This is a genomic window from Vibrio galatheae (assembly GCF_000967545.1).
Lineage (GTDB): Bacteria > Pseudomonadota > Gammaproteobacteria > Enterobacterales > Vibrionaceae > Vibrio > Vibrio galatheae.
Map to the genome: position 1 here is coordinate 42,470 of NZ_JXXV01000005.1, position 16,642 is coordinate 59,111.

Here is a 16,642-nt window from a genome sequence, read left to right on the forward strand (position 1 = left end):
TAAAATGTCGAATCTTGTTTTTAACTTTGTCGTTCACCCTCACCACCATTATAACCCGTTGACGGGGCTGTGAGTCTTGGTGTCTCCCACATCGTGCAAAGCGCCCTTGGCGTGGCACCGATGAGAAGTGCTTCTTGTGTCCAACCAACGAGCGCATTTCTGGGGATGTTAACCCAGATTACCAAGGCACTAATGTGTTCAGCAATGATTTTTCAGCTTTGGTTGCAGATTAACCAGATGCACCAAAATCGGATAATCCTCTTTTCCAAACTCAAGGTGTATGTGGCTTAAGTCGAGTGATTTGTTGCGCGCCTGACCACAGCAAAACCTTACCAGAGCTACCCGTTGAGAAAACCCGTGGCGTGATTGACACATGGAACGATCAAGTTGAAGTGCTATATAAAGAGTACGTTTGGGTTCAGGCATTTGAAAATAAAGCTGAGGCCACTGGCTGTTCTCAGCCTCACCCCCATTGGCCAAGTTTGGGCCAATGGCTTTTTGCCAAATGAAATTGAACGCAAAGAACACAATCTAAAAGAGTAATACCCACAAATGGTAGCAACCTATTAGTCGACTAGAAATGGCGGAGAGTATAAAGATTACGCTGGCGTTGCATTAGCAACTCAGTTTTTACCCGACTCTCCGAAACACCCTGAATGGCAGCAGCCCAGTTGTATTCTTCGTCCTAATGAAGAATATCGTTATAAAACTACATATCAGTTTAATTTTTAGTATATTGCGCCCATTGCAGCTGTTTAAACAATGCTGCAAAGGGCGTTTCAGCTAAAAACCTTCAAACTCATCTAGTGCTTTCCTTGCTTCAAATAGAGAGCAGCTAGTTTCACTGACCAATTGTTGCAGAGTTATATTAGGCTTTTCGGTAAGTATTGCGGAGAGATCAAATACAGGCTTGGGTAAGGATCTTTCAATGGCTTTAACTATCCATTGGTGCGCTTCATTATCAAGCAGCGTGATTAGCGCTCGTAGCTTCTCTTCTTGTCCTGATAACAGCCAGTGTCGTGAGCGGCGAATTCGTTTCAACTGGCAATCATGCTCAGTGGCTAACGCGATGAGTTCGGCTTTATCTGGCACTCGGTGGACAAGGCTATTTAACGTCACTGAAATCATGGTCATAGGAACAAGGAATCTCTGTTTTTCTCAACGCTACTTTATCCTAGTCTCGAATACGCTGTCACGAGTGTGGTTGCAAACATTGGTTTCAATCACTGGCTGTTTACCACTTTTGATAGCTAGCCCCTATTGAAGCAATAGAAACGTCCAAATTTACCTATCAACTCTCGCAAGGCAAACTATCTACATCGACGCAAAGGAGCGTCAGCACAGTAGTACACTAGATTAGAAAGAGAGTAAAAACATGATCAACACACAAATCAAACCATTCTCAGCAACAGCATTCAAAAACGGTGAATTCGTAGAAATCACAGAGCAAGACGTGAAAGGTAAATGGGCCGTATTCTTCTTCTACCCAGCTGATTTTACTTTCGTATGTCCGACTGAACTTGGCGACCTAGCTGACCATTACGAAGAGCTACAAAGCCGCGGTGTAGAAGTGTACTCAGTATCAACAGATACACACTTCACGCACAAAGCATGGCACGACAGCTCAGACACCATTGGAAAAATCAACTACTACATGGTGGGTGACCAAACAGGGACAATCACCAACAACTTCGGTGTTATGCGTGAAGGCCAAGGTCTTGCTGACCGTGCTACTTTCTTAATTGACCCACAAGGTACTATCCAAGCGATGGAAATCACCGCAGAAGGTATCGGCCGTGATGCAGAAGACCTAATGCGTAAAGTGAAAGCTGCACAATACGTTGCCGCGCACCCAGGTGAAGTTTGTCCAGCTAAATGGAAAGAAGGTGAAGAGACGCTAGCGCCATCTCTAGACCTAGTTGGTAAAATTTAAGCACAGCGTTTGTGCCGCACGCCCCGGTTTGCTCCTAAAGCTTGGGCGTGCACCTTTCCAAGCCACTCCCAATCCGGGAGTGGCTTTTTGTTTTTGTTAAAATGCTAGTCAGTGGCGAACCATATATGACGATTGATAGCGATATAGACATGCACCAGGTTCATTGCTAGTTTTTGTATAGATATAAATTTTCTATAAGTTGGTTTGGCATTGATAAGGGATGAGATGAAAGGACTCGGTATTTTTCTAGGGCTGCTAACAACGTTATTCTCGACGGTTGTATTGGCTGGATTTGACGATACTTATGAGAAGTACGTTAACGATCAATATGTTTTTAGTGAAAAAACAGGGATTAAGTACTCTATATCTTTAAAAGAACAGCGCGGAGCGGCCGTTTGTACCGTGGCCCTTAATGATGGCTATGGTGCATTCAGTTTTTTATTGCTGCCAGGCAAAGAAACTGACTTCGATGTGATCTATGAGGACTATGAAGGAGACAGTGATTACGAGTATGAGTTAGAAATCGCTTGTGACCGATATTATGATAGTGATCGCTTGAGTGAGGCGAAAATCGAGTTTTGGAAGGAAGCACAGGCAGAGGTAAGAGCTCGCTTGGGCGAAAACGGCGGCTACCATAGCGCAAGAAACCTTGAAGAAGAGTGGAGCGAAAATATCTCTTTTGAGGAGAACCATAAGCTTTCAGTCAATGAGCAAGGGGCAGGTTATATTGTTCGAATGAGCAACGCTGCCGAGAAGCTCTATATTTGCGGTATTGATACAGATAACACCTCAGATACTCTTTATCTTGTGCTCATGCCAGACAACATGCAAACGTTCCATATAATGGCGGATAAGAAAGGTAACTTTGGCTTCAGTACTACAGGGTGCTCTGTTTTTAGTCTTGATCTCGGCTACACCATCAAGGAAGTTAAACAACGTTTAATTGACAATAGTATTTAACCACATTAACAAAGCCAGATTCAGTGAATTTGGTTTTTTCTCTTCAAGCAATAGCACTCATCCATTTCTCAATTAAACGGCTGGTCATTTAATAAATTTGATAGGTTTTACCTAACAAACCGATAGAAACGTTCGAATTTACCAATCATAACGGTCGGGGCAAAATAGTCACATCAGCGCATTAGAGCGTACTACCTCAAAGATTAGCCACCAGATTGGGAATTAGTGACTATGTTAGACCAAGCGATGAAGCAGCAGCTTAAAGCATACCTAGAAAACTTAAAAACTAACGTTCAACTTGTGTTGAGCCTTGATAACAGCGAAACAGCTAGCAAACTGCAAGCACTGGCGGATGATATTGCATCATTGACTGACAAAATCCAAGTATCGCGCGACGATGCAGCCAGTACACGCAAACCAATTATGCAAGTGGTCAATCAAGAGAAAGAGACTGCGATTGGTTTTGCGGGCTTGCCTATGGGCCATGAGTTTACCTCGCTTGTGCTAGCCTTGTTGCACAGTGGTGGTCACCCAATCAAACTAGAAGCAGATGTGATTGAGCAGATCAAGCAGCTTAACCAGCCGTTAAATGTTGAAATCTTTATTTCACTTTCATGTCAGAACTGTCCAGAAGTGGTTCAAGCATTCAATATGATGTCGGCAATCAACCCACTGATTAAAACGACCATGATTGATGGTGCCGCGTTTCAGGATGAAGTGAAGTCTCGCGACATCATGGCGGTACCGAGTGTCTTCATCAATGGGGAGCTGTTTGGTCAAGGCCGTATGTCTTTGGCGGAAATCTTAAATAAAGTGGATTCTGGAGCTGCTGAAAAAAAAGCGGAGAGCTTAAATCAGCAGGCACCGTTTGATGTATTGGTCGTTGGTGGTGGTCCTGCGGGTTCTTCGGCTGCCATTTACGCCGCACGTAAAGGTATTCGCACTGGTGTGGTTGCCGAGCGCTTTGGTGGTCAAGTGATGGATACTATGGCGATTGAGAACTTTATTTCAGTTAAGGCCACCACAGGTCCTAAGCTTGTCGCTAGCCTAGAGGAGCATGTGAAAGAGTACGGTGTTGAAGTGATCACTGAGCAGCGCGCAGCCAATATTATCGATGCTGAGCAAACCAATGATGGATATATCCACGTAGAACTTGAAAGTGGCGCAGTGCTACGAGCGCGTACGGTTATTACTAGTACAGGTGCTCGTTGGCGTGAAATGAACGTTCCGGGTGAACAAGAATATCGTAATAAAGGCGTCGCCTATTGCCCACACTGTGATGGCCCATTGTTCAAAGGGAAGAAAACGGCGGTTATTGGTGGCGGTAACTCAGGTATAGAAGCAGCGATCGATCTCGCGGGTATTGTCGAGCATGTTACTGTGTTGGAATTTGCCGATACGCTACGTGCAGACCAAGTGTTGATTGATAAAGCGAACTCAACGTCAAACATTGAAATCATCAAGATGGCACAAACGACGCAAGTATTGGGTGATGGCAATCGAGTCACAGGGTTAGAGTACCAAGACCGTAACACGGGCGAACTTAAACAGATTGAGCTGGCCGGTATCTTTGTTCAAATTGGTCTAATGCCAAATAGCGAATGGTTAAAAGGTACTAAAGTTGAGCTGTCGCCTCGTGGTGAAATTGAGATTGATGCTCACGGCGCAACGTCTATGAAAGGTGTGTTTGCGGCGGGTGATGTGACGACCGTACCATACAAACAGATCATCATTGCTATGGGCGAAGGGGCCAAAGCGAGTTTAGGCGCATTTGATTACTTGATTCGCAACTCGGCACCTGAAAAAGTGCTAACAACAGCGTAAGTCATTAATTCACTGCCCATTTACCATACTCATTTGCAAACATTTAGTCGATGTTCCGACACCACTTCCAAGCGATTGGAAGTGGTTTTTATTGTGCAAACCACTTTTGAATGAATTCTATAAATGCCGCCAGTTTGGTGCTGCTGCGCAGTTGCGGTGGATAGATCAAATAGATATGACTTCGGGCAATAAAGTACTCGGGCAACAATTGCACCAATTCTCCACTCTCTAATGCTGGTTGCACTAAGTAACTTGGCATCTTGATAATTCCTCGCCCTTTCTTAGCTGCGTTCAAGAGCAAGAGATTATCATTAATCAACATATCCCCATCGGTCTCAACATCGATGGTTTTGCTGCTACTAACAAACTGCCAACGGCGCAGGTTTGGGTCTGACAAGCAATTGTGATCGAGTAGTTCGTCTGGGTGACTGGGTTGACCGAACTTAGCAATATAGTCGGGAGAGGCACAACAAATATGCTGGTAGGGAATGAGCTTCTTGGCGACCATATTGTCTGGTGGATTATTCGTGGCGCGAATAGCCAGATCAAAGTGACTCTTAGTCAGATCTTCACGCTGGTATCCGACATCTAGGTCAAATTCTATTTCGGGATACTGCTTTTGAAATTGATAGCAAACATCAATTAAAAAGCGGTGGCTAAAGATAGTTGGTGCGGTAATTCGTAGCAAACCGCTGACGTCACTCTTGGTATGGTCAAGATCTTTTTCCAGTTCAACGATCGAAGCATTAATAAATTGCATCTTGGTGAGAATTTTTTCGCCGGCCGCAGTAAGGCGAACATTGCGGGTTGAGCGAATGAGTAAACTGGTCTCGAGCTCTTGTTCTAACTGGTTAATTTGCGAGGATAGATAGCTACGGGAAATGCCGAGGTTGTCTGCGGCTTTCGAGAAACTAAGTTGCTTAGCTACTTCACTAAACAGCGCATAGCGCTCAAAGCGTTTGTGCATTTTTTGCATATCTGCTTAACCTTAATTGATGCTTGATTGGGATTATATCGTTCTATATAAAAAATTAAACTTCCCTCATTGTGTGATATAGCGAATTATCTTTTTTCGCCAGCTAGTTTAATCCTTGTGTTTTATACCAGTATACTGACTGGACAGCAGAATTAACTTGCCGCGCAGAAAAGACGGTGAGAACTATTTATCAGGGGATAAAAATGACCAAAACGCATCCAGTGTTTTCACCAATGATTCAAGGTTATTGGCGTATGGCAGAGTGGGGTATGAACACTCAGCAGCAGCTTAGTTTCCTTAAACAGCACTTAGAATTAGGCATCACCACAGTCGATCATGCACCAGTATACGGGCCAGATTCTGCATGTGAACGTATGTTTGGTGAAGTGCTGGCATTAGACAGCAGTCTGCGCGACCAAATTGAAATTGTGTCTAAGTGCGGTATCTACCGCGGTGAACACCCACAGGTCAACCACTATAACAGCAGCAAGGCAGCGATTATTGATTCTGTCGAGCAATCTTTGTCGCGCCTTAAAACAGACCATCTTGATGTATTGTTATTGCATCGCCCAGATCTATTGATGGATGCCGACGAAGCTGCAGAAGCGTTCGCGCAACTGAAAGCGTCCGGAAAAGTGAAACATTTTGGTGTGTCTAACTTTACTCCGTCTCAGTTTGATTTGCTTCAATCACGAGTAGAGCAACCACTGATTACCAATCAAGTGGAGATTAACCCGGTTAATCTACAAGTGACCGAAGATGGAACTTTAGATCAGTTGCATCAGCAGCGTGTGCAGCCAATGGCTTGGTCTTGTTTGGCTGGTGGACGCATCTTTAGCGATGACAGTGAGCAAATGTGTCGTCTACGTCATACCTTAGCTGAGGTGGCGAACGAAGTTGGTGCTAACTCTATCGACCAGGTGATCTTTGCTTGGGTGATGAAAATTCCAGCTAAACCAGTACCCATTATTGGTAGCGGTAATATTGAACGCGTGAAAACCGCCGTTGGCGCTTTAGATATTACGCTTACTCAAGAGCAGTGGTATAGAGTCTGGGTAGCATCGAAAGGTCATGGTGTAGCCTAAGCTCCACAGATCTTATCATTTATATAAAAAGGGCGTTGCTAATCGCAACGCCCTGACTTTATGCCACACTCTTTGCCACAGATTAACTGGCTTCAAAGTGTAACTTTGAGCCCCAAAACACAAGTTCCATGAACTCAACAGCTAAATCTAATTATGAAAGATAGGGTTACGGCGAGGGGGAGGATTTTATCGCACTAGGTTCTTGCTTGAGCGACTAGAGCATCAATAGCAGGGTGGTGTTCTGGTTTTACCCCAGCTAAATTGCCGTATTTAGGTTTTTGTCGATCATTTTCTAATGGGAAGTGCCAACCAATGGTGTGTTCAATAAACTGGCGGGCGAACTGCTCGGAAATCTCTAAACAGCCAACTAACACCGTATCGACATATGTCTGCATTATCGGGCTTAGCGAGCAGGGTGGTTGAGGGCTGTCTTTGATATAGAGCCATACGTGATCGCTATTCGTTAGTACTAGCTCTGCTTCCAATTTGTCCTGCGCAATTTCCACCCTATGGTAACCTCGTTCGCGAACATCAAATTCTACTAATCCCGCCTCACTTACTTCAAGTAGTACGCCATTAACTTGTCCCTCTCCTTTATCGACGACAAGTGGGGAGAGTATATAGCTATCATCAACTTTGCCCCAGAAGCGTCTAAAACCATGTGCCGTGGCAGGCATTGCAGTTGAAGTTTGACCAGTTAGTTGTCTAGAGGCTGAGTTCATAAGACTACCGTAACCAAAGATATAATTTGCCATGCCACACTCCTTGTCGATTGGATTCTGTTTAAATTAACGAGTTTTTCATAGAAATGGAAGTGATGTAAATTGCACCTTTTGTGTCATTTTGACTCCTTGTGAATGTGTCGTTATGACTCTTTTATTTGTGAGGGCCTCACTAAATAGCATGAACTTACAAAGATTACCGCTAGCGGAATAGTTCTTGCTCTAGTCGCTCTGTTAGCGATTGAAATTTGTTTAGGAGTTTTCAGTGCTCAATATTACCGATAAAAAAATTGAAGAGGCGATCCCTGCTGTTTTGCGTTTGGGGTTCAGGCCTTTTTTTCTACTCGGTTCCATTTATGCGGTTGTTGCGATTGCGCTATGGGTTTGGATGTTTCACTCCGGTCAACCTGCGCAGCTTAACGTTCCTGCCCTTTGGTGGCATGTGCATGAAATGGTGTTTGGCTTTGCTATGGCGATAGTGGCGGGATTTGTTCTTACCGCAGTGCAAAATTGGACTGGCATTAATGGCACCAAGCATCACCGCTTAGCATTGCTGGTTATGTTGTGGCTCGCGCCTCGGCTATTGTTATGGACACCAACGCCGTTGTGGTTAGTTTCATCGATTGAGGCCTTATTTCTTACTTTGGTTGCCTTTGAGGTCGGTTCACGGGTTGTCAAAGCAAAAGGGTGGCGTAACTTATTTTTTGTGCCCCTATTTGCGTTGGCTGTGGTGGCCAATTTTGCCAGCTATGCGACAGTCAAAGGGATGCCACCCTTCCCATCGGCGGCGGTATGGCAGGCTATGCTCTGGTGGTTTACGTTATTGCTATCCGTGATGGGCAGCCGCGTTATTCCGTTTTTTAGCGCTCGGCGCTTTAATTTCGACAAGCCACAACCTATGGTCTGGTTAGATTGGCTGGCAAATTTACCCCTGGTAGGTTTGTTTATTGTAAGCTTCTTCCCGATGACGTTTTCACAACTCGGTCAACCATTGATGGTTATCTCGGGCTTAGCGCATCTGGTCAGAGTGGTGAGATGGCAGCCTTGGCGAACTTTAACTGAGCCGCTGGTTTGGTCACTGCATGCGACGTATCTTTGTATTCCGTTGAGTCTATTGCTACGTGGATTCATCGACAATCCATTTGCCAACCACAATATGCTGCATTTATTTGCAATTGGTGCGATTGGCGGGGTTATTTTAGCCATGATTGCGCGGGTCACTATGGGCCATACTGGTCGTGCTATCTATCAAGGGCCGAATATGAGCCTTGCTTTTGGGGCGATTATTCTTGCTGCCGTTACGCGCAGTCTTGGGGGGGCTTTCTTCCCTCAATTTATGATTGAAGCTGTCAATATCAGTGCAGCGTTATGGGTTCTTGCTTTCGCTATGTATGTTGGGCTGTTTGGCAAAATGTTACTGACACCGCGCGTTGATGGGCATCCGGGGTAAAATAGAAAAGGCTTGGTACGACCAAGCCTTTAAGCTATGTAGAGCAATGAGACTTAGCCGACCTCAGAAAGCGTGACAACCGTGGTCGGCTTTTGACTCTTTAGATAATCGCTTAGCGCCTGCTTTTCTTGTTCATTGAGGTAGAGTCCTAGCTTGGTGCGCCGCCATAAAATATCTTCTTCGCTGACCGCCATTTCATGTTCAATCAGGTAGTCAATCTCACGTTGATAAACCCCTTGTGCTGAATCTGAAAACTTGGTGCCTAAGTCCGTGTTCTGTTCTACGCCTTCAAGCAACTTCCATGTGTAGGTTCCAAATTGCGTTACGTATCTGAGCAATAAAGTTTGTGGTAGCCAAGGGTAGGCGTTGTGAATCGTTGCCGCTAGCTGCTCACGTGAGCAACTAAAGTTACCTCCTGGGAGTGCGTGAGTCGCTGTCCATGCGGAGCCCATATGTGACAAATACGGTTTGAGCTTCTCCAATGCGGCTTCACTCAATTTACGGTATGTGGTGAGCTTGCCTCCAAATACTGACAGCAGCGGAGCTTGGTCATAGTCAGCTTCGAGCTCTAGTGTGTAGTCACGTGTAATGGCTTGCGGGGAGTCTGACTCATCATCACACAATGGCCGCACACCACTGTATGTCCAAACCACATCTTCAGCTGTCAGTTGCTGAACAAAGTGTTGGTTGACGATATCGATCAGGTAGTCAACTTCTTCATCACTAATCGCAACTTTACGCGGATCGCCTTTATATTCGACATCCGTGGTGCCAATGATCGAAAACTGGTCCAAGTAAGGGATCATAAATACGATACGATGATCTTTGTTTTGTAGAATATAGGCTTGCGGTTCATCATGAATCCGTGGAACAACAATATGTGATCCTTTGATCAGACGGATGTTACGTGGCGATGTTTGTTCTAAGCCATCATCAAAGAACTGTTTCACCCAAGGCCCCGCTGCGTTAACCAGCGCCTTAGCTTGACGAGTAAAAGTTTGTCCGCTGATCTGATCATGGATGGTGACCTGCCACAGATCGCCTTCTCTGCGTGCACTTTCTACGCGACAGTAATTGCGGATTTCAGCCTTGTTCTCTTGTGCCGCCAATACATTGAGTAAAACCAATCGCGCGTCATCGACCCAGCAATCCGAGTATTCAAAGCCTTTTATCATTTCTGGTTTAAGTAGGCCTGACTTTGACAAATCAATACTTTCGCTTGCGGGTAAGGTGGTGCGTTTTCCTAAGTGGTCATAGAGGAATAGACCGCAACGTATCATCCAAGCTGGGCGCAAGAAAGGTCTATGTGGCAACCGAAAACGCATTGGTTTCGCCACGTGAGGCGCTTTTTTGAGTAAAACTTCTCGCTCAGCGAGCGCTTCTGAAACTAAACGAAACTCGTAATGCTCAAGGTAACGCAATCCACCATGAATTAATTTCGAACTGGCTGAAGAGGTGGCAGAAGCGAAGTCGGACGCTTCATACAAACCAACAGCGAGTCCTCGCCCTGCCGCATCAGCAGCAATACCTGCGCCATTGATACCACCACCAATAACGATTAAATCTAAAACTTGGTGCGAATTTTCCGCATTCGTATTGTTACTCATGAAATGACCTTACGTTGAGCGAACGAGCATTTTTGAACTTAAATGAATCCTAGCTTAGCTTTCGTTTGTGGTCACTAAATATTTTCGTTTGTGCTCGTTTGTGTGATTTGTGCACAAAAAAACCTTTATCGAACGATAAAGGTTTCAATAAGGTTAAATTGCAATGAATAAATGGTGTTATTCTTCTTTGCTGACAACCTGAAGCGGAATGGCGTGCTCGTTAAGGATTGATAGTATCTCTTTTGGCGGTTGCTGATTGGTAAACAGCATATTGAGTTGTGAAATGTTGCCTAGTTTAACCATGGCATTACGGCCAAACTTAGTGTGGTCAACGGCCAAAAAGACACTGCGACTGTTCTCGATTATTGCCTGTTTGACTCTTACTTCGTGATAGTCAAAGTCGAGTAGTGAGCCGTCAAAGTCGATACCGCTGATGCCAAGAATACCAAAATCCAGTCGAAACTGTTTGACGAAGTCGAGTGTCGCTTCACCAACGATACCACCATCACGGTTGCGGACTTCGCCCCCCGCTAGAATGACTTTGAACTCTGGGTTAGCGAGCAAAATAGTCGCGACATTGATGTTGTTAGTGACAACGCGCAACTGCTTATGATTTTTGTTTAGTGCCCGAGCAATTGCTTCTGGGGTGGTACCTATGTCGATGAAGAGTGTCGCGCCATCGGGAATGTGCTTAACCACCTCATCCGCAATGACGTCTTTCTCATTGTAGTTCATGCTTTTACGAGTGGTGTATGAGGTGTTTTCCGAACTCAATGGAATGGTCGCGCCACCGTGGTAGCGGCGGATTTTATTTTCGTCTGCCAGTTCATTCAGATCGCGCCTGATGGTTTGCGGACTGACATTGAACTTTTCCACTAATTCGTCAGTACTGACATAACCTTGTTTTTGCACTAAGGCGATAATCTGTTGATGTCTTGGTATTTGTTTCACTCGTCGCTCCCTGTATTCGAGCTTAATTCGAAAATAATAACTCACGTTATTGTGCGCGAATTGTTTCGTTGTGAGAAGAGAAGCGTTGATGTAATCGGGTGTAAGGCGCAAAAAAGGGTGCTCGAACGCACCCTTGTTTCATCATAGTCGGCGCACAGCGGACTAATCGTCTTCTTCGTTATGCATTTCTGCCCATACCTGAGCACACTTTACGGCACGCTTCCAGCCTTTGTAGCGCCGATTGCGCTTTTCTTCATCATGGTGAGGGACAAAGGTTCGATCAAGCTCAGCTTTGTTTTGTAGTTCATCAATGCTCTTCCAGTAACCGACGGCTAAGCCTGCCAGGTATGCCGCGCCTAATGCGGTCACCTCTGTCACTTTCGGGCGCAGTACTTCTGTATCAAGAACATCAGATTGGAACTGCATTAGGAAGTTATTGGCAACAGCGCCACCGTCAACGCGCAGATTGGCGAGTTTGATGCCCGAGTCTGCTTGCATCGCATCGAGAACATCTCTGGTTTGGTAGGCAATCCCTTCTAGGGTGGCACGAATAATATGGTTGGAACTGACTCCGCGTGTCAGACCCACAATCGTGCCACGCGCCCAAGCATCCCAATATGGGGCGCCAAGCCCAGTAAAGGCTGGGACAACATAAACGCCGTTCGAAGAGTCGACCTTAGTGGCAAAGTATTCAGAATCTTTGGCATCGGCTAACAACTTCATTTCATCACGCAGCCACTGGATGGACGCTCCACCCATAAACACCGCTCCTTCTAATGCATAGCTGGGCTCGCCGTTCGGACCACATGCCAGTGTGGTGAGCAATCCATGCGTGGAGTTCACTTTTTCTTGTCCAGTATTCATTAGTAAGAAACAGCCAGTGCCATAGGTATTCTTCGCTTGACCCGCTTTGACACACATTTGACCATAGAGGGCAGCTTGCTGATCTCCTGCGATACCGGCAATAGGGATACGAGTTCCGCCTTTTCCGCCGATATTAGTTTGGCCGTATACCTCTGAAGAGCGTTTTACTTCCGGCATCATTGACGCGGGAATGCCCAGCTCATCAAGTAATTTCTGATCCCAGCAGAGCTGATTGATATTAAATAGCATGGTACGTGAGGCATTGGTGTAGTCGGTGACGTGAACGCGACCTTGGGTCATTTTCCATACCAGCCAAGTATCGACCGTGCCAAACAGTAGTTTTCCTGCTTTGGCATCTTCACGTGCGCCTTCAACGTTATCTAAAATCCATTTGACCTTAGTGCCAGAGAAATATGGATCGAGGACTAAGCCTGTGTTTTCTCTAACATATTCTTCTAAGCCACGCTGTTTAAGCTCTTCGCATATCTCGGCTGTGCGTCGACATTGCCAAACAATGGCGTTGTAAACCGGTTTGCCTGTTTCTTTGTTCCAAACAATGGTCGTTTCACGCTGATTGGTTATCCCGATTGCCGCAAGTTGATCACTGCTGATGCCAGATTTAGCCAACGTCTCGATTAAGGTCGAACTTTGGGTAGCCCAAATTTCTAGTGGATCATGTTCTACCCAGCCAGACTGAGGGTAGATTTGAGTGAATTCCCGCTGCGATATGCTGACAATATTCGCATCGTGATCCAAAATCACCGCGCGTGAGCTCGTTGTTCCTTGGTCGAGGGCAACAATGTACTTTTGCTCAGTCATGGTTAGAGTCCTTTTATTTCATTATCACTATTTTAGCTAATTTGCGCTGCTGAGGTTTGAAGTGAGAATCGATCTTACTTCATGGTCGGGAGTAAAAATGGGTTCGTTTCTCTGTCAATGAAGAGTAATTTTGCACATATTGGTTAATTCGAAAATAAACGAACATAAAAAATGAGCGTTTAAGCATGTAAATGGAATGTAAATGAGTGACTTTAGTTATTGAAATGCGCTATTCCTTGCCGAATGGCACCAGAAAAAGGATAAAAAAATCCCCCAGCAGTTTCCTGTTGGGGGAGATCTATCAAACAAAACGGGTCGAGTGATTAGTTGTTGCTGTGTAGCTCAGAGTTCAGCTCAACCGCTGACTTGTTAGCAAGGCATTCAATTTGGCCTGTCACTGAATTGCGACGGAACAGCAGATCAGAGACACCAGCAAGATCACGTGCTTTCACGACTTCGACTTCTTGGCCTGAAGAGTCCAGCATGCGCACTTTCGAACCAGCTGTTACGTATAGGCCTGATTCAACCGTACAACGATCGCCTAGTGGGAAGCCAAGACCAGAGTTGGCACCCAGTAGAGAGTTCTCACCAATTGAAACCACCACGGTGCCGCCACCTGATAGTGTGCCCATGATAGAGGCTCCGCCACCGATATCTGAACCGTTGCCAACAACCACGCCTGCAGAAATACGGCCTTCAACCATGCTTACACCAGTTGTGCCAGCATTGAAGTTAATAAAGCCTTCGTGCATTACTGTTGTGCCTTCACCCACATGCGCGCCAAGACGAACGCGTGATGTATCAGCAATACGAATACCAGCAGGTACAACGTAATCAACCATTTTAGGGAATTTGTCTACGCAATCGACAGACAGGTTACGGCCTGCTAAGCGTGCTTCAATTTGACGATCTGCCAGTTCAGGGAGATCGATAGGGCCTTCGTTTGTCCATGCGATGTTGTGCAGTAGACCGAAGATACCATCAAGTACAGTGCCATGTGGTTGAACAAGACGGTTAGAGATAAGTTGCAGTTTTAGGAAGCCTTCCGCAACCGACGCTGGTTTTTCGTCACTCGCTAGCACAATTAGCACAAGTGGCTGAGCTGATTCTGCCGCTTTGGCTGCAAATGATGCGTTAGCTGCATCACCATTTGATTCGAATGCTGCAGCGAGATCAGCGCTTTGCGCCGCTGAGATTTCGATAGCTTGGTTGCCTTGCTCGTAACCTGAAACTTTAGCTACAGCATCAACCAGCGAGTTAGCTGGGTTAAGAACTGGGTTAGGGAAAAATGCTTCGATGATTTTCCCGTCGCGGTTTTTAGTCGCCGTACCAAAGGCTAGAGAAAAGTAAGCCATGTTAAATCTCCATTTTGTATTCGTTTAAAGATATCCAGCATAGTTGACGTTCTCACGCCGACGAGTATGGATATCGAGCTTTGTTGCTCAGTCTCAAATCAAGTTAGATTCATCATAAAGAGTGCATCAAAGACTTTAAAGGGCATTACTGGATAAAGTCTGTAAGCCGATATTTTTTGTCTCTTTAGCGATATGTTGTCTTTTGGTCTATATTCGTTAAATTTGAATAGATATAAAAAGAGCCCGAAGCAAAACTTCGGGCTCTTGAGTAAGACTTTACTTATAACTGATTGGCGCTGCGCTTTTCGCGCTTATTTGCTTATATTACCAACCGTTCACACCCGTGAGCCTGGGTGTGTGAAACAAGTAATTACTTGCTTAGGTCTGATGCGTGCTCAGATAGGAACGCTGCAACACCTTTTGGTGATGCGTCCATACCTGCTTTACCTTCTTCCCACTGTGCTGGACATACTTCACCGTTTTTCTGGTGGAAGTTTAGTGCGTCAACCATGCGTAGCATTTCGTCGATGTTACGGCCTAGTGGTAGGTCGTTAACAACTTGGTGACGTACAAGACCATCTTCGTCGATTAGGAAAGAACCACGGAAAGCAACGCCTGCTTCTGGGTGCTCAACGTCGTAAGCTTTACAGATTTCGTGCTTAACGTCAGCAACTAGTGGGTACTTAACTTGACCGATACCGCCATCTTCGATTGCAGTGTTACGCCATGCGTTGTGAGAGAACTGAGAATCGATAGATACACCGATTACTTCAACACCTTTAGCTTGGAAATCAGCTAGACGGTTGTCGAAAGCGATTAGCTCAGATGGGCAAACGAAAGTGAAATCTAGTGGGTAGAAGAAAACAACCGCTTTCTTACCTTTAGTGAACTCAGCAAAGTTGAAGTTATCAACGATTTCACCGTTACCTAGAACAGCTGCAGCAGTAAAATCTGGGGCTTGACGACCTACTAGTACCATTTTTTTGCTCCTAAAATATATGGTTAGTTCCAAACCAAGCTTGGTTTAAGTTGGTTTAGTCCGTGTTTGTGCGCGACAAACTATAGTACACATTGTAGTATGTAAAAAAGCGAATTAAATAGATTAAGTTAATCGAAAAAAGCGATAAGTTGGTTTTTATTAGCTCGATCAATATCTCATCACAAGTAATCAATAAATCTATGAATAAGTGGCCTAGCCTCAAGCAGTTACATTATCTCATTACTCTGCACGAAACCCGCCATTTCAGCGACGCCGCCGAGAAGTGTTTTGTTAGCCAGTCAACCTTAAGTAAGGGAATTCAAAACCTCGAAGAGTTGATTGGCTGCCCTCTATATGAAAAGAAAGATAAAAAAAGCCCATTGGTGTTCACTCAAGCTGGAGAGTTGGTGGTTCAGCAAGGGCGAGAGCTCCTCGCCAAAGGGCAAGATTTAGTCGAGTTAGGGCGGTTGTGCCAAGGTGATGAAATGGAAGGGCAGTTGCGAGTTGGATGCATCCCGACTATCGCCCCCTTCTTACTGTGCGATCTGGTTCAGGAAGTGAATCAACGATTTCCTCAGCTTAACCTGCTACTGCGAGAAGATACCACCACCAACCTATTGGACGCCTTACGCCACGGAGAGTTAGATGTTTTGATACTCGCGCTGCCCGTCGATATTGATGGCATGGATAGCCGTATTGTGGGCAATGATCCGTTTAGAATGATCATTAGTCAGAATCAAGCCGATGCGATACGCACGCCCATCAAATATGCGGATTTACCCAATGAGTTTGTGTTCTTATTAGAGAAAGAGCACTGTTTAACCGAGCATGCCGTTTCCGCTTGCCAATTGACAGACAAAGAAAAGATCAATCCTTTCTCTGCGACGAGTTTGCATACCTTAGTGCAAATGGTAGCGAATGGCATGGGAACCACTTTTATTCCTCAGATGGCGATCGATCATGGCTTGATTGACAACCAAAATCTGGTCGTGATTGATGCTCCTGGGCAACAAGCCCATCGTCATATTGGATTGGTTTGGCGCCCAAGTTCATCTCGCGTCAACACTTTCAATCAGTTGGCAGATGTCGTATCAGAGCTGCTCTAGCACTAAGGTGT

14 protein-coding genes and 2 pseudogenes are annotated in these 16,642 nt (G+C 45.3%); 8 read left to right on the forward strand and 8 right to left on the reverse strand.

Translation table 11 applies throughout. The features are described 5' to 3' along the window. Positions 1 to 4 precede the first annotated feature (4 nt). Positions 5 to 575: pseudogene (gene galT / locus TW81_RS01505) on the forward strand (galactose-1-phosphate uridylyltransferase); the annotation flags it as partial. 1 nt (position 576) lies between these two features. Further along, positions 577 to 732, forward strand: a pseudogene (locus TW81_RS18955) (aldose epimerase family protein); the annotation flags it as partial. A 51-nt stretch (positions 733 to 783) separates the two neighbouring features. Here the strand turns inward: TW81_RS18955 and TW81_RS01510 are convergent. Continuing rightward, positions 784 to 1,134, reverse strand: coding sequence for a ribosome recycling factor family protein (locus tag TW81_RS01510; RefSeq protein WP_420835052.1), 351 nt, complete (start codon positions 1,132 to 1,134; stop codon positions 784 to 786). Between the two features lie 241 nt (positions 1,135 to 1,375). On the opposite strand from TW81_RS01510, the gene ahpC reads away from it, so the two are divergent. The 3 genes from ahpC (at position 1,376) to ahpF (ending at position 4,717) form a co-directional block, all read left to right on the forward strand. Then, the gene (ahpC, locus tag TW81_RS01515; protein WP_045953959.1) at positions 1,376 to 1,933 is read left to right on the forward strand and encodes an alkyl hydroperoxide reductase subunit C; all 558 of its coding nucleotides are present in this window, start codon (positions 1,376 to 1,378) and stop codon (positions 1,931 to 1,933) included. Between the two features lie 225 nt (positions 1,934 to 2,158). Continuing rightward, a complete protein-coding gene (locus tag TW81_RS01520; RefSeq protein WP_045953960.1) occupies positions 2,159 to 2,893 on the forward strand; it encodes a hypothetical protein in 735 nt (244 codons plus the stop codon). Positions 2,894 to 3,124: 231 nt separating this feature from the next. After that, complete coding sequence (gene ahpF, locus TW81_RS01525) at positions 3,125 to 4,717, forward strand: alkyl hydroperoxide reductase subunit F (protein WP_045953961.1); 1,593 nt, start codon at positions 3,125 to 3,127, stop codon at positions 4,715 to 4,717. An 88-nt stretch (positions 4,718 to 4,805) separates the two neighbouring features. Here ahpF and TW81_RS01530 read toward each other — a convergent pair whose 3' ends face one another. Next, a complete protein-coding gene (locus TW81_RS01530) occupies positions 4,806 to 5,693 on the reverse strand; it encodes a LysR family transcriptional regulator (RefSeq protein WP_045953962.1) in 888 nt (295 codons plus the stop codon). Between the two features lie 203 nt (positions 5,694 to 5,896). On the opposite strand from TW81_RS01530, the gene TW81_RS01535 reads away from it, so the two are divergent. Then, positions 5,897 to 6,778 carry an aldo/keto reductase gene (locus tag TW81_RS01535; RefSeq protein ID WP_045953963.1) on the forward strand — a complete coding sequence of 294 codons (882 nt, stop codon included), beginning with the start codon at positions 5,897 to 5,899 and terminating at the stop codon, positions 6,776 to 6,778. Between the two features lie 194 nt (positions 6,779 to 6,972). Here TW81_RS01535 and TW81_RS01540 read toward each other — a convergent pair whose 3' ends face one another. Then, the gene (locus tag TW81_RS01540) at positions 6,973 to 7,533 is read right to left on the reverse strand and encodes a gamma-glutamylcyclotransferase family protein (protein ID WP_045953964.1); all 561 of its coding nucleotides are present in this window, start codon (positions 7,531 to 7,533) and stop codon (positions 6,973 to 6,975) included. A gap of 232 nt (positions 7,534 to 7,765) precedes the next feature. Between TW81_RS01540 and TW81_RS01545 the strand changes: the two genes are divergently transcribed. After that, the gene (locus tag TW81_RS01545; protein WP_045953965.1) at positions 7,766 to 8,950 is read left to right on the forward strand and encodes an NnrS family protein; all 1,185 of its coding nucleotides are present in this window, start codon (positions 7,766 to 7,768) and stop codon (positions 8,948 to 8,950) included. 53 nt (positions 8,951 to 9,003) lie between these two features. Here TW81_RS01545 and glpD read toward each other — a convergent pair whose 3' ends face one another. The 5 genes from glpD to TW81_RS01570 all read right to left on the reverse strand — a co-directional run bounded on the left by glpD (position 9,004) and on the right by TW81_RS01570 (position 15,525). Next, a complete protein-coding gene (gene glpD, locus TW81_RS01550) occupies positions 9,004 to 10,557 on the reverse strand; it encodes a glycerol-3-phosphate dehydrogenase (protein WP_045953966.1) in 1,554 nt (517 codons plus the stop codon). Positions 10,558 to 10,734: 177 nt separating this feature from the next. Continuing rightward, entirely contained in the window at positions 10,735 to 11,508 is a 774-nt protein-coding gene (locus tag TW81_RS01555) for a DeoR/GlpR family transcriptional regulator (RefSeq protein ID WP_045953967.1), read from the reverse strand. A gap of 162 nt (positions 11,509 to 11,670) precedes the next feature. Beyond that, a complete protein-coding gene (gene glpK / locus TW81_RS01560) occupies positions 11,671 to 13,191 on the reverse strand; it encodes a glycerol kinase GlpK (RefSeq protein WP_045953968.1) in 1,521 nt (506 codons plus the stop codon). Between the two features lie 323 nt (positions 13,192 to 13,514). After that, complete coding sequence (gene dapD / locus TW81_RS01565; protein WP_045953969.1) at positions 13,515 to 14,546, reverse strand: 2,3,4,5-tetrahydropyridine-2,6-dicarboxylate N-succinyltransferase; 1,032 nt, start codon at positions 14,544 to 14,546, stop codon at positions 13,515 to 13,517. 370 nt (positions 14,547 to 14,916) lie between these two features. Next, positions 14,917 to 15,525, reverse strand: a complete 609-nt coding sequence (locus TW81_RS01570; RefSeq protein WP_045953970.1) for a peroxiredoxin C — start codon at positions 15,523 to 15,525, stop codon at positions 14,917 to 14,919. 200 nt (positions 15,526 to 15,725) lie between these two features. On the opposite strand from TW81_RS01570, the gene TW81_RS01575 reads away from it, so the two are divergent. After that, positions 15,726 to 16,631, forward strand: coding sequence for a hydrogen peroxide-inducible genes activator (locus TW81_RS01575; RefSeq protein ID WP_045954045.1), 906 nt, complete (start codon positions 15,726 to 15,728; stop codon positions 16,629 to 16,631). Positions 16,632 to 16,642: the final 11 nt, after the last annotated feature.